This is a genomic window from Erythrobacter dokdonensis DSW-74, from assembly GCF_001677335.1.
GTDB lineage: Bacteria > Pseudomonadota > Alphaproteobacteria > Sphingomonadales > Sphingomonadaceae > Erythrobacter > Erythrobacter dokdonensis.
The window spans coordinates 360368-380345 of sequence record NZ_LZYB01000003.1; the positions used below are offsets into that span (position 1 = coordinate 360368).

The following is a 19978-nucleotide window of genomic DNA, read 5'->3' on the forward strand; positions in this document are numbered from 1 at the left end:
AGACCAAGATCACCAAGCGGGCGCCGGGAGCAATTCCGGCGCCCTTTGTTTTGGCCGTCAGAAGGCGCCCAGCACGCCGAGGATCAGCACGAACGCCAAGAGCACGATCGGCATCGCAAACAACAGCAGCACCGTCAGTCGCCATGTCGTCGAAAACTGCGTGAGTCCATAAGCGTAGCGCAATTGTTTGTAGAGATGCAGCGGCGCGCCGATCATAAACAGCGCAACGGCCCAGCCGCCGCCTCCCGGGATCGCGCTTATCAGTGAAATCGCGATGAACAAAAGCGACATGAAGGCCAGCGAATAGGTCACGAAGACGGCATGATCATAGGCCTTGTATCGGCGCCGCCAGGCAAACATCAGCCATACAAACGGGAGGGATAGCGGAATCAGCAGCCAGCTGAACTTGTAGCCGTTCGCCTGCAGCTTGTAGAGCATCAGACTGGGGTTCTTCTTCCACTTCTCGATCAGGCCATTGTCGAGCGTCTCGATCCCGGTTGCGGTGAATTCGATGCTGCCCTGATCGTCGAGATCGAGCGGACTGCCGTCGAGGATCGTCTGGAGACCCTTGAGTTCATTGTCGATCTCGATCCGGCGCGGGTCATTCCTTGCAAGGCTCGCGCGCTCCCGCTCAAGGGTCTGAATCTGTTTGCGGATATTTTCCGTGAATGCTGACGGCTGTCCCTTGTCCTGTTCATAATTGGCCCAACCTTCGGCGAAGTCGTCGGCGACTGAAAGCCCCACCATCTGGAACACCGCAAACATCGCGAATACGCTGAACAGGAACATCGCCATGGGGCTGACGAATTTCGCCCGTTCGCCCTCGATATAGCGGCGTGTCAGCTGGCCCGGCTTGAAGGTGAGCAGCGGCAGGGTATTCCACAGCTTGCCGTCGAGATGGAGCACACCGTGCATGATGTCGTGCCCGATCGCGGCAAGGCTGCGGTGGACATGGGCTTTCTGCCCGCACTCGCCGCAGTAAGGGCCCGTGACCATCGCCCCGCAATTGAGGCATTCGCTGGTCGCAGGGGGTGCGCCCGTGGCCTCTCCGCGCGAAGGTTCGACCGCGCGCGAAAGGATGCCGCCTTCGATCGCCGCACCGATCCCTTCGCCAACTCCGTTCATATCGCTGCGCCCCCTGACCCGATTTGCGGAGCCTGACTATGGCGGCATAGTGTGAATGATGCCAGCGGCTTGTCGGACTCCAGCTCCGGCTCAGCGCGAGGCGAGCTTGCGTTCGATCGCTGTCCATAATTGCGCGAAGGCGCGTGCGGCAGGTGAGCGCGGGGCAAAGGCGGCGACCGGCTTGCGTTCGACGGCGCATTGTTCGACCGCACTGGCGAGCGGGATCACGGGCCATTTGGGATTGGCCTCGCGCGCCTCGCGATGGAGCGTGCGGCGCATGTCCACCATCGACAGCACCGGGAGGATCGGCGGATGACCCTTGCCGCTGCCGCGCACTTCCTCGACCACGACATCGAAGGCGCGGGCCGAGAGCGGGGAGGGCGGGAGCGGGACTATGACCAGATCGGCGGCGCGCATCACCTGCGCGCTCACCTCGTTAAGGACCGGCGGACAATCGAAGATGATCCGGTCGTAGTGCTTGGACAGTCCCTCGACCAGCTTTGCCAGCCGCTTCTTCTTGCCCAGCCGGTCGAGCTGGCGGCCGAGCGTACGGATACTCTCGTCAGCAGGCAGCAAGTCGAGATTGGCATAGGCTGTGGTCTGAACCAGCTTGAGCGGGTCGGTGCCATCGGCAAACACGCTGTCGGCAGCGCGTTTCTTCTTCGGGTCGATCCCCAGCAGAAAGCCCGAGCCATTGGCCGGATCAAGATCCCAAAGCAGCGTCTTGCGGCGCGAAATCCCTGCCGAGCACCACGCGAGATTGACCGCCAGCGTCGTCTTTCCGACCCCGCCCTTGACGCTGTAGACCGCAATCGATGCCATGCCGAACTGCCTGCCCTTCCGTGTTACGGTTTGATTACAGGGCGGAGGGATAGGGGCGCAAGGTGCAAAGGCAAGTGCGGCCCGCTGTGGGTCAGAAAGCTGTCATGGGCGCGAATACGAAAAAGGCCACCCCGCGGGGTGGCCCTGTTCGGGTTGCAGCATCGGACGAAGCGTCTCAGCCGTCGTAATCGCCACCGAGCGAGGTGGTGCGGGCGGGGGCCGAGGCCGTGATCCGCAGCGCTTCGGCAGATTGGCTGAGCGAGCCGATTTCGTCCGCCTCGTCCTCGTCGTCCGGCAGGATTTTCTGCAGACTGGTGACCAGCGCTTCATGAAGTTCCTTGGGGGCGATGGTCTGTTCCGCGATCTCGCGCAGAGCCACGACCGGGTTCTTGTCGCGGTCACGATCGATCGTCAGCTCGCTGCCGCCGGAGATTTCACGCGCGCGCTGGGCGGCGAGCAGGACGAGGTCGAAGCGGTTGGGAACCTTGTCGACGCAATCTTCAACGGTAACGCGTGCCATGGGCGGCCTTTTCGGATTCGGAATGATCGGGAAGACCGAGCAGCTAGGGATGCAGGGCCCGCAAGTCAAGATAATGCGCGCCGCCCGGTTTCGGGCTATGGTCCGCTCATGGACGGGCATAACCCACGCATGGCTAGGCTACCGGAAACTGATCGCTATACCGATCCGCCGCGCTTTCGCATCACCGCTCAAGGGCATGACTTCACTTTCCTGCCGCACGGTGCCGACCGGCTGGCAGCGTTGCTCGAGCTGATCGACAACGCCCGCACCAGCCTATGCCTGTTCTATTATCTCTTCGATGATGATGCCTCGGGCACGAAGGTGCGCGATGCGCTGGTCGCGGCCGCCGGGCGCGGTGTCGCGGTGCAACTGATCGTCGACGACTTCGGCAATGATGCCCGCCGCGCCTTCTTCGACCCGCTGATCCGCGCAGGCGGCGGTTTTGCGATTTTTTCCGCGCGCTGGGGAACCCGCTATCTGGTGCGCAACCACCAGAAGCTGGTGATTGCCGATGGAGGCCGGGTGATGACCGGCGGAGCCAACGTCTCGGATCACTATTTCAATCCGCCGGAGGCCAACGGCTGGTGCGATCTGGCGGTGGTCATCGAGGGGCCCGTGGTGGAGCGCTTCGCCGCGTGGTTCGCACTGGTCGCCGACTGGGTCAGAAGCGAGCAATCGGGTCAGGGCGGCCAGTTGCGATACCTGCGCGACATGGTCAGGCAGTGGGACGGCGGCGACGGGGCGGTGCAACTGCTGGTCGGCGGCCCTCTGGTGCGGCGCGGCCATTGGGCCTGGCAGTTCCGGAAGGACCTCGCCCGGGCGCGGCGGCTGGATACGGTCTCGGCCTATTTTTCTCCGCCCCGCAGTTTCCGGTCTCAGATCGCCAAGGTCGCCAGGCGGGGCAGGGTGCGGATGATCATGCCCGGCAAATCCGACATTGGTGCCGCGATCGATGTGGCGCGATTGCTCTACAAGAAACTGCTGGCGGCCGGCGTGCACATTTTCGAGTTCGGTGCATGCAAGCTTCACATGAAGCTGCTGGTGGTTGACGATGCCAGCTATGTGGGCAGCGCCAATCTCGACAAGCGTTCGTTCCGGATCAATGTCGAACTGATGGTGCGGATCCGCGACCCGCAGGTGGCCGAGGCGCTGCGCGGTCTGATCGACCATCTCGAGACGGGCAGCACGAAGGTCACCCCGCACTGGTACGCGCGGCGGGCTACGCCGCTCAACCGCTTGCGCTGGCGGCTTGTCTACCTGATGTCCCTCGCTGACTATCGCGTCAGCCGGACGGTGGCGCGATGACAGGCGCGGCAAGCCTGCCGGTTGCACGACGGCGTGGCGCGGTAGCCGGTTTCGATGTAACGGTCAGGCTGTTGAACTCGATGGAGCGGCGACGATGGTGACGCGCAACGATGCTGAAGAGATGCCTGACGGGCCCCGCCCGACAGTCTTTCTCAGCTATTCGCGTGCGGACCTTGACCGTTCGCGTCCGGTGATCGGGCTGCTTGAGGATCACGGCTTCGATGTCTGGTGGGACGGCAGGCTCGAAGGTGGCGAGAACTATCTCGCCACCACTGAAGGTGCGCTGGAAGCCGCGGATTGTGTCGTGGTGCTGTGGTCGAAGACCTCGGTCGCATCGCACTGGGTGCGCGACGAGGCGCAGCGCGGACGCGAGCGCGGCTGCCTGGTGCCGCTGTCACTCGATGGCACCATGGCTCCGCTCGGCTTCCGTCAGTTCCAATTACTAGACATTGCCGGTTGGTCAGGCGATCCGGCGGCATCCCAGGCGCAGAAGATCCTTGCTGCCGTCACGCGCCAGGCTGGCGAGGCACCGATCGCCGGGGGCAATGCGTCAGCGGGTGCAGCCCTTGCCCCATCCCCGTCCGGCACCGTGCAGGCAGCGAAGGGCATCACTCTTTCCCGCCGGTCGGCCATTATCGGCGGGGTCGGCGTGGCCGGAGCTGTGGCGCTGGCGGGCGCCTGGGCCACCGGACTTTTCGCCCCGAGCGCCGCCGGAGCGGTATCGATGGTGGTGCTGCCCTTTGCCAATCTCACTGGCGATGACAGCAAGTCGTGGTTTTCCAATGGTCTGTCGAACGAATTGCGTTCGGTGCTGGTGCGCAATCCGCGGCTCAAGGTCGCTGCGCCTACATCCTCGGGCGCAATCGCGGGAGAGGATGAATTCGCGATCGGACGCACGCTCGGGGTCGATCATATCCTGCGCGGCAGCGTGCAGCGCGACGAGGCGCGCATGCGCGTCTCTGCCGAACTGGTCCAGATCGAGGGAGGTCTGGTGCGCTGGGCGGAGACTTATGACCGCGCATTGGAGGACGTGTTCGCGCTTCAGTCGGAGATTGCCGAGACGGTCGCCCTCTCGCTTGTCGCCGAGGTTGCCTCTGATGAGGAAGCAAGGACCAGCATCGCCGCACAGCAGGATGTCGGCGGGACTGCGAGTATCGCCGCTTACGAAGCCTTTCTGCGCGGCCGTGCGCTGGCCGACCTGTCTGCCGGGGTAGAGAGTGATCGCAGCGCGCTCGCCCAGTTCGATGCGGCGATTGCCGCGGATCCCGATTATGCCGCAGCGCATGCGATGCGCGCAAACATGCTCTCCGCGATCGCCAACGCTGCCAGCGACCCTGCCGATGTGGCACCACTGTTCGCCGCTGCAATCGAGGCCGCCGAGCGTGCACTGGCGCTCGAGGAACGGCTGACCCAGGGCCATCTTGCGCTGGGCTTTGCGCTCAACAACGGCCAGCTCAATCGTGGCGCCGCATTGTCGCATTACCAGGCCGCCGAGCGGCTGGCGCAGGGTGATGCCGACGCGTTGCGGTCGGTGGCGATGTTCAATGCCTATGGTGCCGACCCGCAAAGCGCGATGGCCATGATGGACCGGGTGCTCCCGCTCGACCCGCTCAACGCGCGTGCGTTCCGTACCGCCGGTTATATTGCCCTGCTGGCGCATGATTATTCGGCGGTGGTTGACCATATGCAGCGCGCGCTGGAGCTTAATCCCAGCCTCGCCAGTGCCCATTTCGCGATTGCCAATGCCCGCCTGATGCAGGGCGATGCCACCGCAGCGCTGGCTGCTGCCAAGGCGGAGCCAGTGTCGGTATTCTCGCTTACGGCGCGGGCCATAGCCGCTTGGGAACTGGACGACGCACCCGCGGCAGAGAACGCGTTGTCGCAGCTTGTTGCCGAATACGGGGACGCTAGCCTTTATCAGCAGGCGCAGATCCGCGCCCAGCGCGGCGAGCCGTCCGAGGCGCTGGCGCTGCTCGAACGTGCCTACGGATCGCGCGATCCGGGGATGCTGTTTGCGCGCAACGATCCGTTGCTAAATCCCTTGCGCGGGCAACCTGCGTTTGAGGATTTGCTTTTGCGCCTTTCCTCATGATAGCCCCTCGTCGCCCGATAGGGGGACATGAAGGGGAAAGACATGAAGAAGATTCTCACTGTTGCCGTGCTCTCCGGCGCTGCGCTGGCTCTGGCGGCGTGCGGCGGCGAAGCGCCCGAAGCTCCGGCGGAGGAACCGGCTGCCGAGGCCGCCGAAGCCGCACCCGCCGAGGGTGAGGCCATGACCGATGAGGAGGCTGCGGCGCTTGAAGCTGCGGCTGAGGCTGCGGAAGGTACCGACCCCAACGGCAACCCGGTTGGCCCGGCGATGGCGCCCGGCAATCCAGTCGGTCCCGAGACCGGCGTCGGCGAATAAGATGACGCGGCAGGCTGGCCACGCATCCAGACACGGCCAGCCTGCCTAGCGGCGCCGCGGATTGTGCGGACGCCCGGCCATCGTGTCGTCGATCCAGTCGCGCACCTTGGCGATCCGGGTATAGCGGCTCGGCACGCCGGTCGTGCCGCAGTCCTCTCCGGCGCTGACCACCGCGATTACCGTTGGAACGTTGCCGGTATCGCCATAGGTAATCAGCGGACCTCCGCTGTCACCGTAGCATGCCTGGGAGTTATCGGGCGCGCTGGCGCACAGAACTGCGCCTTCCAGCAGTGGTCCGCGAAACTTCGTGCGCCGGGTGCAGGCCGCAGGATCCTCCAGCCGCAGCTTCGCGCCTTTGAGATATGTGCTCGTCTCTCCCTCAAGCGCGGTAAGGCCCCAGCCATAGGTATAGACCGGAAGGCCGTTCGTGATCGTGCGCTTGTCCAGCGAGACGGGATCCAGCCGGATAGCGCGGATCGAATTGGTCGCCTCGCCTTTGACGCCCGAGCGCGGATCGATCCTCACCAGCGCGATATCGAAAGCCCGGCTCGGCTCGTGATAGCGCGGGTGGGGGATCGCGCGCAGGATGGGATAGCTTACACCTTCATCGGCCTGGGGATTGTATACCCCGAGCCTGATGCGGTGGCCCGGCCCGAGCAGCGATTTCTTGTTCTTGTCGACGATGCAGTGGGCAGCAGTAAGAATCCAGCCAGTGGCGACCATCGCGCCGCCGCAGGCTACCCGTGCGCCCGGGCGCAGGATTTCCGTGCCCAGCCTTTCGGGACGCCACAACAGCGCTTGCCACGGCGCCTGCCCCGGGCGCAGGCGGTAGCCGCCGATCAGCCGCTGCAACGGATCGCAGATGGTATCCTCGTAGAGTGTGCCCCGGAACGTGACCGCGGTGCTGGTGCAGACCGACTCGCGCCAAGCCCTGCGTTCGGCGGCGTTTTCCTCGTTGATCCGGCGCTGGCGTTCTTCCAGAGCTTCGGGGTCATCGGGCAGATAGCTATTGTCGGCGACCGGCACGGGAGCCTCGGGATCGGTGGCCGTCCGGGTCTCAAGCTCGTCGCAGATATCGGTTCGCCCGCTCGCACATGCCGACGCGAGCAGCGGATAGCCCTGTCCGGGATCGCGGGGGAAGCCATCGCCGTCAACCAGCCTGCGGCCGAAAGCGATGCATGAACCCGCTTGCCCGCCGGCGCAGCCGGTCCGGTACCAGCGTTCGGCCCGCGCTGCGGCATCGGGCGCGCTGTCCTGCAGCGCGAGTTCGGCGGCGATAGTGCAAGCCTCGATGATGCCGCCCTCGCACGCTTTGCCCATCGGTGCGCGCGCATCGGCAGCGGACTCCAGTGGCGATCCCGGCGCCTGATAGAGTTCGCCCAGGGCATAGCAATCCTGCGCCCTGCCTGCCTCGCAGCCTTGCACCAGCAGCGGGCGGGCATGGATTGCTGTCCGAATGCTGCAAAAGTCCGATTCATTGTCACAGGCCCGGTCGAACAAGGCCAGCGCCTCGACCCGCTGTTCGGGTGGACCGGATCCTTCGGCGAAGACGGCCATCGCCAGATCATGGCACAGGTAGCCATCGCCTGCGCGGCAACCTAGCGACTGGATCTCCCGAAGTTCGGGTGAGCGAGAATCCTCGTCACGCTCCTGTTGTTGCGTCAGCCAGCGTGCGTGGCTGACGCAGGATTCGCGGTCGCCTGAGCGGCACAGCCGAGCGAAGACGCGCTGTGCTTCGGTTTGGGCCGCAGCGCTTTCATCACGCATCGACAAGTCGTCGGCAAGCCTACGGCAGGAGGCGGTTCCGCCTTTCGCACAAGTATCCCGGCGCAGCGCATCGGCGGCCACCTCATCGGTGCCGTCGAGGATAGCGGCCACCCGCTCGCAGGCATCCAGCACACCGAGGCGGCAGCCGCGATCGAAGGCGCTGCCCGCCTGCTCCAGCATCGCCTTGTCCTCTTCGCTGAAGGCCACGCGCGGCAAGTAGAGCTGGCCCAGCCCCATGCACGCAGTGCCCTCGTCCGCATCGCAGGCCTCGCGCAGCAGCACTTCGGCAAGCGGCCGGTTCTGCGGCACGCCGGCGCCGGTCAGATAGGCAAGGCCGAGCGCCGCGCAGCCGCTGCTCTTGCCTTCATCACAAGCCGTCCGGTCTGCTCTTGCCGCGGCTTCCTCGCGCTCGCGGCGGGCGGGCGACTCGTCGGGGTCAGCGCGTTCTACCAAGGCGCTGCTCGTCGGAAAGCTGCCCGGCGACATATCCTGCGCCGCTGCCGGTATCGCGCAGCCCAGGAGCGCTCCCAGCAGCAAAACAAATCCGCGCGCCATCACCCCGTCTCCCGTTTCCCCATTGCGACAATGCGCCCTTGCGCGCGGCGCGTCAAACCGCACTTCGCGCGCATCGCCCCTTGTAACTGGGCGAGCCAAGGCGTTAAATGTGGGCCACATGGTCTGCCCGGCAAGGAGTGACAGCCAACCCATGCATCCCTTGCCTTTCGCCAATCTCGAAGCCGAGTGGCAGCCGCGACTGGCGCTCGGCATCACCGGGCATCGGGCCACGAACCCTTCCTTCTCCGCCCACGCCGAAGCGATTGCCGCCGCGCTTGACCAGCTGTTCGGTCGGATCGACGCGATCGAGAAGGGCTTTCCCGGCACACGCGGTACGGTCCGGCTGCACAGCCTGCTGGTGGACGGCACGGATCAGGTCGCTGCCGAACTCGCGCTGGCCCGCGGCTGGGACCTTGCGGTACCCATGCCCTTTGGCGCCGATCTCAATCTCGCGATCAACGCCCATCCGGTGACCAGCGCGGATGCGGCCGCGCTGTGCCGTGGCGAGCGGGCCGCAGACCCCGAGGTCGAGCGCCGCGCTGCGGCGATCCGGGCGATCACCACCAAGGCTCAGTTGTTCGAGCTGGCCGATCGCGATGCCGAACTGGAGGCGCTTTTCCTGGCCATGCTCGATGCGCCGGAAGACCGCGCCGCGGTGCGGGCTTTCGAGGCGCTGGCCTCTGACAATGTTGCGCTAGCGGGCCGCGTGATGGTCGAGCGCACGGATCTGGTCATCGCGATATGGGACGGGAAGATTTCCAACCTCCCGGGCGGTACGGGACATACCGTGGTCGCCGCGCTGACGATGGGCACCCCGGTGCTGCTGATCGATCCGGCCATGCCGCAAGCCTGGTCGATCCTCACGCGGCCCGAGGAGCTCGGCCATTTCGGTTCCCTCGGCACCGATGCAGCGCGCGATGATGCCCGGTTGGCGGCAATCATTCGCGCAGCGGTGGTGGTCGAGGGTTGGAGACCGGAGCAACTCGCGCGCGAGCAATGGCGCCCGCGATCAAGCCGTGTTTTCGGTCTATACCGCATGATCGAGCAGGTGTTCGGCGATGGCCGACTGCTGCCCGGACGCCTGCAGATCGACTATGAGGCGCCCGACGCCATCGCGGCAGGAAGCGCGGCAGGCCTGCTCAGGGCAGCACAGGAGGCGCCCGGGGCCGATCTCCGTCTTGCGGCACGACTGCGCGATACGCTGCTGCCGATATTCGCGCGTGCGGACGGCATCGCAAGCCGCCTGTCCGATGCCTATCGCAGCGGCATGTGCGTCAACTTCGTGCTGGCGGCCCTGGCGGTGATCGTCGGCCTTGCGTTCTATCCGTTGGGACTGGGCAAGGTAAAATGGGTGTTTGCCTCGGTCGAATTGCTGCTGCTGACAGGGATTCTCGCCATCACCTGGGCTGGATCGCGGCGCGGCTGGCACCGGCGCTGGTTCGAGCTGCGCCGGGTGGCGGAATATCTGCGCCATGCGCCCGCTCTCCTGCTGCTCGGTGTCTCGCGTCCGATCGGGCGCTGGCCGCGCGCAGGCCGGGAAGGGAGCGAGGGAGAGTGGCCCGAACACTTTGCCCGCCACGCACTGCGCGAAGTCGGCCTGCCGCGTGCGCGCCTGACCCGCGACTATCTGCGCGCCTGCCTCGAAGGCGTCGTGCGCCCGCATGTTGCGGCCCAGCGTGCCTATCACGAAGCCAAGGCCGAACGGCTGGAGCGGGTTCATCACCGGCTCGACCGGGTCGCGGCCACTTGCTTTACGCTCGCGGTGATTTCGGTGCTGGCCTATCTCCTTCTCAAACTCGCAACCGTGACCGCAATTGCGCCCAGGAGCTGGGCCGATGGGCTCTCCCCGCTGTTCACCTTTCTCGGCGTGGCCTTCCCGACGCTCGGCGCAAACATCGCCGGCGTGCGCTATTTCGGGGATTTCGAGCGTTTCGGAGCGATCTCGCGCGCGGCTGCGGAACGGCTCGGCGAGGTCGAGAAGCGCATCGACCTGCTGCTGTCCGGTTCCGGGCAGGCGCTGACCTATGAGGCAGCCGCGGCGCTTGTCCATGCGGTGGACGAAGCGGTGGTGGACGAAATTGAAAGCTGGCAGGCGGTGTTCGGCGCGAAGCACCTGGCGCTGCCGGCCTAATTGGACAGGCGCAGACGTCAGTCTTTCTTCAGTGCCGCGAGCATTGCTGCAAGCGGGCCTTCCTGTTCGCCTTCCCTGACGATCCCGGCGGCCTTGCGCGCTGCGTCGGCATTGGGCCCTTCGGCATAGGGATCGATCGCCAGGCCCAGCGTCTGCGCGACCGCCTCGCCAAGGTCGAACATGTCGCCCGCATAGCCGATCTCGTCGCAGTCATCGGCTTCGAGTTCGATTTCGGCATCTTCATCTTCGGGCAGCGAGCGGGCGTCTTCCTCGACGAAGCGCAGATCGATGGGTTCCTCGATGGTCACAGGGAAATCCTCGCCCGAGACCGCGCAGGGCTGCATGATGTCCGCCCGCAGGCTGCCTGTCGCACGGATCGCGCGCGGCTTGGCCTCGAGTGAGACTTCGGCCCGCAGCGAGCGAACCGCGCCCAGGCCGAAGCGTTCCGCCAGCGCTGCACGCTCAACCTCGTCCGCTTCGATCACTACCGGCGCGCCCGGCAGCGGCCGGGTCTTGATCATCCGGGACAGTTCGGAAGGGGGCAGGGGCATAGTCACCAGATCGCGCTCGCCTTCAGCATATCCTCGTCGCTGAACCGGGCGAGGCGCTGTGACAGCTTGAGCAGGCGGTCGGCGACCATTGCCGCGCCGGCGGCCTCGTCGGCCCCTTCGGCAAAGGTCACGTTGCGCGCCACGGCTGCGGTCAACCGCTCTGCGTCGCCCGCATTCAGCGCGCCGCGATAAGCACCAAGCCGCCCGCCAAGCACGCTCATCAGCTTGCCGATGCGCTTGCCCACGACCACGTCATTGACGCCGAATTCACGCAGCTGCCCGTCCATGTCCTCGACGAAGAGTTCCGCCAGCAGCGCGCTTTCGGCGCGCATTTCCGAGGCCTCGATACGCACCATCACGGTGCTTAGTATGGCGGTGATGAGATCGAAGCGTCCGGCGATCGAATCCGCGACACCGCATTCGGCATAATAGGCCGGCTCGCGCGCCAGTTCGATCACGCGGTGCCAAAGCGGGCGCACGGCTTCGCGCGGGTCGGGAGCGGTGCCCAATAGTCGGGAGAGAAACGACATTGCGGTGTCCTTGCCTTTCAATTGCGCCGGTCCGGCCCTGCGCCCGGGTGCCTCGCAGACTACGCACGCCGCTCCCGTGGGGATGCGTTCAAGCCCGGTTCAAGCCCGCTGCGTCATTACGCGCGACTTGCATTGGGCAGATGGTGCGTTGCAAGCTTGTGCCTAGCCCCTTAAAGCGCAAGACCCAAGGGATATGAGACCGCCGCGATCAGCAGGCAAGAGACGGGACAGACAGGTTTTGACGCGAGTAGCGAAAATGAACTCCGGAGCAGGTCGCAAGACCGGTTTGGCGCGTGCTGCCGTTGTACTCGGCCTGGCCGCGCTGCTGCCGGCCTGTTCGGCGATCCGCGAATCGCGCGGCTATATCACCGATCCGCTGCTGACCGAGGTTATCCAGCCCGGAATCGACAACCAGCGTTCGGTCGAAGGCACCCTCGGTCGCCCGACCTTCACCAGCCAGTTCGGTCAGCCAACTTGGTATTATGTCTCCAGCATCACCGGACAGCGGCCTTTCACACGCCCGCGGATCCGGCAGCATTCCGTGCTTGCGGTGCGCTTTGACGAAGGTGGCCGGGTAATCGAAGTCGATCGCAGCGGAGTGGATCAGGTCGTCTATCTCGATCCCGATGGCGACAAGACCCCGACCCTTGGCCGTGAACGCGGCTTCCTTGAAGACCTGTTCGGCAATATCGGCCAGGTCGGCGGTGGAGGCATTCCGGGGGCAGGTGGACCGGGCGGCCCCTGACCTGTCAGTGGCGGCGTGCTTGATCCTGCCGGCGGGCGCGCCATATTCGCGGGCATGACAAGCGACACGGCGAGCCACGGCCTCATCCAGTGGCACGGCACCACCATCATCGGCGTCCGGCGCGGCGGCACCACTGTCATTGCAGGTGACGGGCAGGTGTCGATGGGCAACACCGTAATGAAGCCCAATGCCCGCAAGGTGCGCCGGATCGGCGATGGCAAGGTGATCGCCGGGTTCGCCGGGGCGACCGCCGATGCCTTCACGCTGTTCGAACGGCTGGAAAAGAAGCTGGAGCAATATTCCGGCCAGCTGATGCGCGCCGCGGTCGAGCTGGCCAAGGACTGGCGCACCGACAAATACCTGCGCAATCTGGAAGCGCTGATGATCGTCGCCGACCATGACACGCTGCTGGTGCTGACCGGCAATGGCGATGTGCTGGAGCCGGTGGGCGATATCGCCGCGATTGGCTCGGGCGGCAATTTCGCGCTCGCCGCTGCGCGGGCGCTCGCCGATTACGAAAGCGATGCTGAGACGATCGCGCGCAAGGCGATGGCGGTCGCGGCCGAAATCTGCGTCTTCACCAATGGCAATTTGACGGTCGAGACCGTCTGAGCAACCGGAATTCCATGATCGACAATCTTACCCCCAAGGCGATCGTCGCCGCGCTCGACGAACACATTATCGGCCAGACGGATGCCAAGCGCGCCGTCGCCGTGGCGCTGCGCAACCGCTGGCGCCGCCAGCGGCTCGGCGCTGATCTTCGCGACGAGGTCACGCCCAAGAACATCCTGATGATCGGGCCCACGGGTTGCGGCAAGACCGAGATCAGCCGCCGGCTGGCCAAGCTCGCAGAGGCTCCCTTCGTCAAGGTGGAGGCAACCAAGTTCACCGAGGTCGGCTATGTCGGACGCGATGTCGAACAAATTGCCCGCGATCTGGTGGAAGAGGCGATCCGGCTCGAAAAGGAACGCCGCCGCGAGAAGGTGCGCGAGGCGGCGTCCGAAGCGGCGATGGACCGCCTGCTCAATGCACTGGTTGGCGAGAACGCCTCCGAGGCGACCCGCGCGGCCTTCCGCCAGCGGATCGTCGAAAATGCGATGAACGATGTCGAGGTCGAGATAGAGGTCGCCGACAGCCCTTCCGCCCCGTTCGACATGGGCAACATGGGCGGTTCGATGCAGATGATCGACCTCTCCGACATGATGGGCAAGGCCTTCGGCAGGAAGAACACCCGCCGCCAGAAGCTGCGCGTGCCCGATGCCTGGGACAGGCTGGTGGATGAGGAAGCCGACAAACGGCTCGATCAGGACGATGTTGCCCGTGCCGCGCTCCAGAATGCCGAGACCAACGGTATCGTTTTCCTAGACGAGATCGACAAGATCGCGGTCAGCGACGTGCGCGGCGGCTCGGTGTCGCGCGAAGGGGTGCAGCGTGACCTGCTGCCACTGATCGAAGGCACCACGGTTGCCACCAAGTACGGCCCGATGAAGACCGACCACGTCTTGTTCATCGCGTCGGGTGCGTTCCACGTTGCAAAGCCGTCCGACATGCTGCCCGAATTGCAGGGCCGCCTGCCGATTCGGGTCGAATTGCGCGCGCTGACGGAAAGCGATTTCGTGCGCATTCTGTCCGAAACCCGCGCCAATCTCGTCGCGCAATACAAGGCGCTGCTCGGCACCGAGGAGGTGACGCTCGACTTTACCGGGGATGCGATTGCCGAAATCGCTGCCATCGCCGCACAGGTTAACACCAGCGTCGAGAATATCGGTGCGCGAAGGTTGCAGACCGTGATGGAGCGTCTGCTTGAGGAAATCAGCTTCGAGGCCGAGGACCACGCGGGAGAGACTATCCGGATCGACGCCGCTTATGTCCGTGACCGGCTGGCCGGGCTGGCGGGCAATACCGATCTTTCGAAGTATATCCTGTGACCGCGCGCCAGCCCGTCAGCGAGCTTGCGGCGATGCTGGCGGGCATGGCTCCCGCGCTGGACGCCCGGGCGTGGTTTTTCGAGGTGGTCGATGGTCCGCCTCCCGCCGATGCGTTTGCGGTGATCCGCGAGGATGAAGGCATCACCGCGATCGTCCCCGGCGAGCGGGCGGGAACACCCTTTGCGAGGATTACCCTGACGGTGCATTCCGCGCTTGAAGGCGTAGGGCTGACCGCGGCGGTCTCTGCCGCGCTGGCGGATGGGGGAATCGCCTGCAATGTCGTGGCCGGATATCACCACGATCACCTGTTCGTGCCGTGGGAGCGCCGCGACGAGGCGCTGGTCATTCTCCAGCGCCTCGCCGGCGGGGCCGGGTAATCACTTCCCGAGCAGGTGTTCCTGCCAGAACATCAGCTGCGCCAGAAAGGCGTAGTCCGAATTGGCCTTCTTGCGGAAACCGTGGCCTTCATCGGCGGCAACGAGGTGCCAGGCCTCGCCCCCGTTCGCGCGGATCGCGGCGACCATCTGGTCGGCTTCGGACTTGGGCACGCGCGGGTCATTGGCGCCGGTAATGACGAACATCGGCTTTTCGATCTCGTTCACGCGGGTGAGCGGGCTGATCTCGGCCAGCTTGGCGCGCTGTTCGGGGATGCGCTCGTCGCCGTATTCCGCCCGCCTCAGGTCCTGCCGGTAGGGATTGGTGTTTTCGAGGAAGCTCACGAAATTGCTGATCGCCACGGTGCACTGGGTCGCGGCCAGCTTGTCCTTCAGCTGGACGGCGGCGGCATAGCACATGTACCCGCCGTAGGAGCCGCCGGTCAGGCCCACCTTGCCCGCATCGACCGCCGGATCGGCGCGCACGGCATCGATCAACGCGGCCATGTCCTTGACCGAATCCTCGCGTTTGAACGGGCCGTTGTCGAGGCTGACAAAGGTCTTGCCGTAGCCTGTCGAGCCGCGCACGTTGGGGTAGAAGATGCCGATGCCGAGTTCGTTCAGGTAATAGTTGTTGCGGCCCATGAAGCCTGCAGTCGATTGCCCCTCCGGCCCGCCGTGGACAGACACGATCAGCGGACGCGGGCCTTTGAACTTCGCCGGATCGGGCTGGTAGAGCAGGCCCGAGACCTCGAGCCCGTCGAAGCTTTTCGTGGTTACGATGCGCGGCTCGACGTTCGTCTTCGGATCAAGCCCGCCGGTCTCGCTCTGCGTCCAGCGGGTGAGCTTCATGGTCTTGGGGTCCAATGACCAGACGTCCGCCGCGCTCTTGGCGCTGGAGAAGGCGAAGCCGATTTCGCCCCATGGCGCAAAGCTCACGCCGCTGATCTGGCCTGCGGGCAGGGCATCGACCCTGGTTACCTTGCCGGTCGCCACATCGAGCAGGCGCAGGCGGTCGGTCCCGGCCTCGTTGACGACATAGGCGATGGTTTTGCCGTCTTCCGACAGGTCGAAGCTGTCGACGTCCCATGTTTCACGTGAAACAGGGGTGAACACCCCCGAAGCCGGGTCTAGACGGCCCAATTGCTGGAAATCGGCGCCGTAATCGCTGGTTACCCAAAGGCTGCCGTCAGGAGCGACCGCGAGGCCGCCATAGGCGATTTCTTCCGCCGGATCGCCGATCGGGGTCATCGCACCGCTGGCAAGGTCGAGCGTGTAAAGATCGAGGTTCTGCACCGACTGGTAATCGGCGACATAGGCGGTCTTCTTGTCAGGCGAAAAGCCGGTCAGCGCCCAGCCACCGCCCTTGCTTTCGTGCACGAGCCGGGCCGAAGCAGGGTCGCGCGGGTTCATGACGTAGAGGTCCGAATCAACTCCGTTGCGCCGGGTCGAGCTGAAGCCGATCAGTTCGCCGTCCTCGCTCCAGGAATTGAGCTGGTTGCGGCTCTTGCCGTCGGTCAGCAGGGTTAGGCGTCCCTCCTTGAGCGTGTGGAACTGGTAATATTCGTCGCCCCCGCGATCCTTGGTGACAAGGATGATGTCACCCCGCTTGGGCGCGTAGGAGCCGCGTACAGGTTCGGCCTCGAAACTGATCTGGGTGCGCGCGCCCATCGGCGCCTCGACGCGGTGCAGCTGGCTGACATTGGCGAAGCGGGTCGAGATCAGCACCGCGCGGGCATTCGGGTCCCAGCCCGCAAAGGAAGCGCCGCGCGCCTCGAGATAGGGCCGGGCGCGTTCCGCCAGCGTGAGCGGAACCGGCGGCATGTCTTCGGCAGTCAGGGCGGCGGGAACAGGAATGGCGGGCGTTTCGGCGGAGGCGGGGGCATCCTGCGCGGCAGCGGGCAGCGCAGCGCCAAGGGGAAGGGGGGCAAGCAGGGCGGCAATCAGGCGGATATGGCGCATCGGCGGGTTCTCTCTCCATACGGCGGGCCCCGGTTGAGGGCATGGAGCAGGACTAACCAGCGCGATGGTCAGGGGCAATGCCCGGCGCGGCGCTATTATTCGGCCGCTTCGCTGGCGACCGCTTCGCCTTCGCCGCGCTGCTCGCTCGCCTGGCGCGACCACATTTCGGCATAAAGTCCGCCCTTCGCCAGAAGTGCAGTATGGGTGCCGCTTTCGGCAAGCCGCCCGTGATCGAGCACCAGGATGTTGTCCGAATCCGCGATGGTCGACAGCCGGTGGGCAATGGCGATGGTGGTGCGCCCTTCCTCCAGCCGCTTCAGCGTGCCGAGGATTTCCTGTTCGGTGCGGGTGTCGAGCGCGCTGGTCGCCTCGTCCAGCAGCAGGATCGGCGGGTTCTTGACCAGCGTGCGGGCGATGGCGACGCGCTGTTTCTCGCCGCCCGACAGCTTCAAGCCGCGTTCGCCGACCATGGTGCCGAAGCCTTCGGGCAGGCGGGAAATAAGCGGCATCAGCGCCGCATCGCGCGCGGCCTGTTCGATCAGCGCCTCGTCCGCCCCTTCGGCCCCGTAGCCGATATTGTAGGCGAGGCTTTCGTTGAACAGCACCGAATCCTGCGGGACGATACCGATCTGCTGGCGCAAGCTGTCCTGCGTGACGAGCGCAATATCCTCTCCGCCGACCAGCACACGCCCCCCTTGCGGGTCGTAGAAGCGGAACAGCAGCCGCCCGATGGTGCTCTTGCCCGCACCCGAAGGCCCGACGATCGCGGTGGTCGAACCGGCAGGCACCTTGAAGCTCAGGCCGTCGAGGATCGTACGCCCCGGCTCGTAACCGAAGGTGACGTTGTCGAACACGACAGTGGGCGTCCGCACGATCAGCGCGGGCGCGCCTGCTACGTCCTTCACCTCTATATCGGTGTCGATCAGGCGGAACATCTCGGCCATGTCGACCAGCCCCTGCCGGATGGTGCGATAGACCCAGCCCAGCACATCGAGCGGGCGGAACAGCTGGATCAGGTAGGTATTGACCAGCACCAGATCCCCCACGGTGAACTGTCCCTTGCTCCAGCCCCACACGGTATAGGCCATCGCGCCTGCCACCAGCGCATTGGTGATGACCGACTGCGCCATATTGAGCAGGCCGACCGAGTTTTCCGAACGGATCGCGGCTTCGGCATAGGCGCGCGCGGCCTGCGAATAGCGGACCTCCTCGCGATGTTCGGCATTGAAGTATTTCACCGTCTCGAAATTGAGCAGCGAATCCACCGCGCGGTGCAGCGCCTTGCCGTCCAATTCATTCATCTCGCGCCGCAGCTTGGTGCGCCATTCGGTGATCGCGCGCGTCACCCAGACGTAGGCGAGCACAGTCAGCGCCGTGCCCGCCACCAGCTCGATCCCGAAATTGATGTAGAAGATCACGGCAACCGCGACGAGCTCGATGATGGTCGGGGCGATATTGAACAGCAGGAAATAGAGCATCTGGTCGATGCTCTTGGTGCCGCGTTCGATGATCTTGGTGACCTCGCCCGTGCGCCGCGCGAGGTGGAACCTGAGCGACAGGCGGTGGAGCCGGTGGAACACGTCCTCTGCAAGCGCCAGCGAGGCATATTGCCCGACCCGCTCGAAAGCGATGTTGCGCAGGTTGTCGAAAGCGACCGCGGTGAAACGCCCCAGCGCATAGGCTGCGACCATCGCCAGCGCGATCATCAGCCCCTCATCGACGTTCCCCGACATCGCGTCGACAGCGCCCTTGTAGGCGAAAGGCAGGGCCAGCGTGATCGCCTTGCCCCCCAGCACCAGCCCCATCGCCACCACGATGCGGGTGCGCAGGGCGGGATGGTCGCTCGGCCACAGATAGGGCAGGAAACGGCGCAGCGTGGGCCAGCCCTCGACGGCGCGAGCGGGCTTGTCGGGATCGGCGGGTTGCTGACTGTCGGGTGGCATGGCCGCCCTCATGTGGTCGCCTACGCCATGATGCGCAACCCGCAAGCGCGCGGGCGACCTGTCAGAAGCTGCGCAGATATCCCTTCGAGCGGTTCTCGCGGATTGCGCGTGCGACGTCGCGCGGCACGTCGAACAGGACCCTCCGGTTGGCGAAATCGATTGCGACCCGGTCAAACAGTGCAAGGTGCTGCATCCCGAGCGACAATGCAGGCGTCTCGCTCAGGCCCAGCGCATCGAAAGCGGGCGCATCGGCGAAGGTCAGCGGGATATTGGTCAGCGACAGCCCCTCGATGGTGACGCTGCGCATCAGCGACATCTGTCCGATAAGATCGACGCCGTTCACGTCGGTGGTGGTCACTTCGGCCGCGCGCTTGGTCCTGATGCGCTCGCGCAGGGCATTATTGGCAAGGCTCGTCTGCGCGCCGGTATCGATGATCACGGTGGCGCGGATGCCTTCGACCAGCGCATCGGTGATCAGCAGCTGGCCAAGCTGCTCGCGCGCACGGACCACGATCTCGAACCCCCGGTTGCGCGCGTTCTTGCCGCGAACGTCCTCGAGCGCGATCGTCCGGTCGCGAAAGTCGATCATCACCCGCAGGTCCTGAAGCGAATCGAGCCCGACGATTCCGTCTGCACCGATATTCTCGCGGTCGAGGACCGGTGCGGCGAGATCGGTGATGGTGTGGCTGCCGATGTCGAGCCGTGTGACCTCGACCAGATCAACCGCGCGGCGCGATGCCATCCCCACCAGCATCGCCGTTCCCGCAGGCCGCAGGCGCAGTCCCTCGTGAATCTCGCGGGTGACGGCGGTCGCCTGGCTGCCCGTGTCGATCATGAAATCATAGGGACCGTTGCCATCGATATGCACCTGCACGGTGAGCCGGCGGTTCGCCTCTTCCTCGAGCGCGAGCACTTCGGCGGCGGCGGGATCGATGATTCCCGTCCCGGCGGATTGCAGCGGCTGCTGGGCTGCGGCCTGGCTCGCCAGCAGCATGGCGGCAAGCAAGGGCAGGCCTTGCGGCGCATGACACGTCATAGGTCTCTCCCGGCGGTCCGGCCCCGGGCCGGGCACCGCTGGCGACAAGACTACCATCGAAGCGTGCGACTCCCAAACGCGACCAACGAATCGATCCGCGATGGCCGGAGCTCCGTCAGGCCGGGGTGAAACGGAGCGATTCACCCGGCCTGCGGGCCCGGCAGGGGGGCATTTGAGGGCTGAATCGCCCGACCGGCCCGATTCCGCCGCGCGATTCCTGCGGCTAGATGTGCCGGAGCGCGGCCTGGAATTGGAAAAAAATGAGGGATTTCTGCGG

The 19978-nt window shown here is 65.3% G+C and carries 17 protein-coding genes; 8 read left to right on the top strand and 9 right to left on the bottom strand.

Going from position 1 to position 19978, the window contains the following annotated elements; translation table 11 throughout:
• Window positions 1–57: 57 nt before the first annotated feature.
• The 3 genes from I603_RS08080 to rpoZ form a co-directional block, all read right to left on the bottom strand.
• A complete protein-coding gene (locus I603_RS08080; protein ID WP_068863884.1) occupies window positions 58–1125 on the bottom strand; it encodes a DUF3667 domain-containing protein in 1068 nt (355 codons plus the stop codon).
• A gap of 90 nt (window positions 1126–1215) precedes the next feature.
• Window positions 1216–1947 carry a ParA family protein gene (locus I603_RS08085; protein WP_068863885.1) on the bottom strand — a complete coding sequence of 244 codons (732 nt, stop codon included), beginning with the start codon at window positions 1945–1947 and terminating at the stop codon, window positions 1216–1218.
• 175 nt (window positions 1948–2122) lie between these two features.
• Window positions 2123–2467, bottom strand: coding sequence for a DNA-directed RNA polymerase subunit omega (rpoZ, locus tag I603_RS08090; RefSeq protein WP_068863888.1), 345 nt, complete (start codon window positions 2465–2467; stop codon window positions 2123–2125).
• A 129-nt stretch (window positions 2468–2596) separates the two neighbouring features.
• Here rpoZ and I603_RS08095 point away from each other — a divergent pair, with 129 nt between their 5' ends.
• The 3 genes from I603_RS08095 to I603_RS08105 all read left to right on the top strand — a co-directional run bounded on the left by I603_RS08095 (window position 2597) and on the right by I603_RS08105 (window position 6179).
• Entirely contained in the window at window positions 2597–3772 is a 1176-nt protein-coding gene (locus I603_RS08095; RefSeq protein ID WP_068863890.1) for a phospholipase D-like domain-containing protein, read from the top strand.
• 94 nt (window positions 3773–3866) lie between these two features.
• Window positions 3867–5864 carry a TIR domain-containing protein gene (locus tag I603_RS08100; RefSeq protein WP_068863892.1) on the top strand — a complete coding sequence of 666 codons (1998 nt, stop codon included), beginning with the start codon at window positions 3867–3869 and terminating at the stop codon, window positions 5862–5864.
• A gap of 42 nt (window positions 5865–5906) precedes the next feature.
• Window positions 5907–6179 (top strand): hypothetical protein, encoded by a 273-nt coding sequence (locus I603_RS08105; RefSeq protein WP_143736670.1) that lies wholly within the window; start codon window positions 5907–5909, stop codon window positions 6177–6179.
• Between the two features lie 45 nt (window positions 6180–6224).
• Here the strand turns inward: I603_RS08105 and I603_RS08110 are convergent, their stop codons facing one another.
• On the bottom strand, window positions 6225–8501 hold the full coding sequence (locus I603_RS08110) for a trypsin-like serine protease (RefSeq protein WP_068863896.1): 2277 nt from the start codon (window positions 8499–8501) through the stop codon (window positions 6225–6227).
• A gap of 151 nt (window positions 8502–8652) precedes the next feature.
• Here I603_RS08110 and I603_RS08115 point away from each other — a divergent pair, with 151 nt between their 5' ends.
• Window positions 8653–10632 carry a hypothetical protein gene (locus I603_RS08115; protein ID WP_068863898.1) on the top strand — a complete coding sequence of 660 codons (1980 nt, stop codon included), beginning with the start codon at window positions 8653–8655 and terminating at the stop codon, window positions 10630–10632.
• A gap of 17 nt (window positions 10633–10649) precedes the next feature.
• Here I603_RS08115 and I603_RS08120 read toward each other — a convergent pair whose 3' ends face one another.
• Together I603_RS08120 and I603_RS08125 are read right to left on the bottom strand one after the other, a co-directional pair.
• On the bottom strand, window positions 10650–11183 hold the full coding sequence (locus tag I603_RS08120; RefSeq protein ID WP_198157234.1) for a YceD family protein: 534 nt from the start codon (window positions 11181–11183) through the stop codon (window positions 10650–10652).
• Window positions 11184–11185: 2 nt separating this feature from the next.
• Complete coding sequence (locus I603_RS08125) at window positions 11186–11713, bottom strand: ubiquinol-cytochrome C chaperone family protein (RefSeq protein WP_068863900.1); 528 nt, start codon at window positions 11711–11713, stop codon at window positions 11186–11188.
• A 256-nt stretch (window positions 11714–11969) separates the two neighbouring features.
• On the opposite strand from I603_RS08125, the gene I603_RS08130 reads away from it, so the two are divergent.
• From I603_RS08130 to I603_RS08145, 4 genes are read left to right on the top strand one after another with little or no spacing between them, the layout of a single operon-like run.
• The gene (locus I603_RS08130; RefSeq protein ID WP_068863902.1) at window positions 11970–12458 is read left to right on the top strand and encodes an outer membrane protein assembly factor BamE; all 489 of its coding nucleotides are present in this window, start codon (window positions 11970–11972) and stop codon (window positions 12456–12458) included.
• A 54-nt stretch (window positions 12459–12512) separates the two neighbouring features.
• Window positions 12513–13070, top strand: a complete 558-nt coding sequence (gene hslV / locus I603_RS08135) for an ATP-dependent protease subunit HslV (RefSeq protein WP_068863904.1) — start codon at window positions 12513–12515, stop codon at window positions 13068–13070.
• 14 nt (window positions 13071–13084) lie between these two features.
• Window positions 13085–14386, top strand: a complete 1302-nt coding sequence (gene hslU / locus I603_RS08140) for an ATP-dependent protease ATPase subunit HslU (protein ID WP_068863906.1) — start codon at window positions 13085–13087, stop codon at window positions 14384–14386.
• Window positions 14383–14763: an ACT domain-containing protein gene (locus tag I603_RS08145; protein WP_232305296.1), complete on the top strand. Its 381-nt coding sequence runs from the start codon at window positions 14383–14385 to the stop codon at window positions 14761–14763. The genes hslU and I603_RS08145 overlap by 4 nt, the downstream gene beginning before the upstream one ends.
• Here the strand turns inward: I603_RS08145 and I603_RS08150 are convergent, their stop codons facing one another.
• The 3 genes from I603_RS08150 to I603_RS08160 form a co-directional block, all read right to left on the bottom strand.
• Window positions 14764–16722 carry a S9 family peptidase gene (locus tag I603_RS08150; protein WP_086621725.1) on the bottom strand — a complete coding sequence of 653 codons (1959 nt, stop codon included), beginning with the start codon at window positions 16720–16722 and terminating at the stop codon, window positions 14764–14766.
• A 95-nt stretch (window positions 16723–16817) separates the two neighbouring features.
• Window positions 16818–18665, bottom strand: a complete 1848-nt coding sequence (locus tag I603_RS08155) for an ABCB family ABC transporter ATP-binding protein/permease (protein WP_068864153.1) — start codon at window positions 18663–18665, stop codon at window positions 16818–16820.
• Window positions 18666–18726: 61 nt separating this feature from the next.
• Window positions 18727–19701, bottom strand: a complete 975-nt coding sequence (locus tag I603_RS08160) for an aspartyl protease family protein (protein ID WP_068863908.1) — start codon at window positions 19699–19701, stop codon at window positions 18727–18729.
• Window positions 19702–19978: the final 277 nt, after the last annotated feature.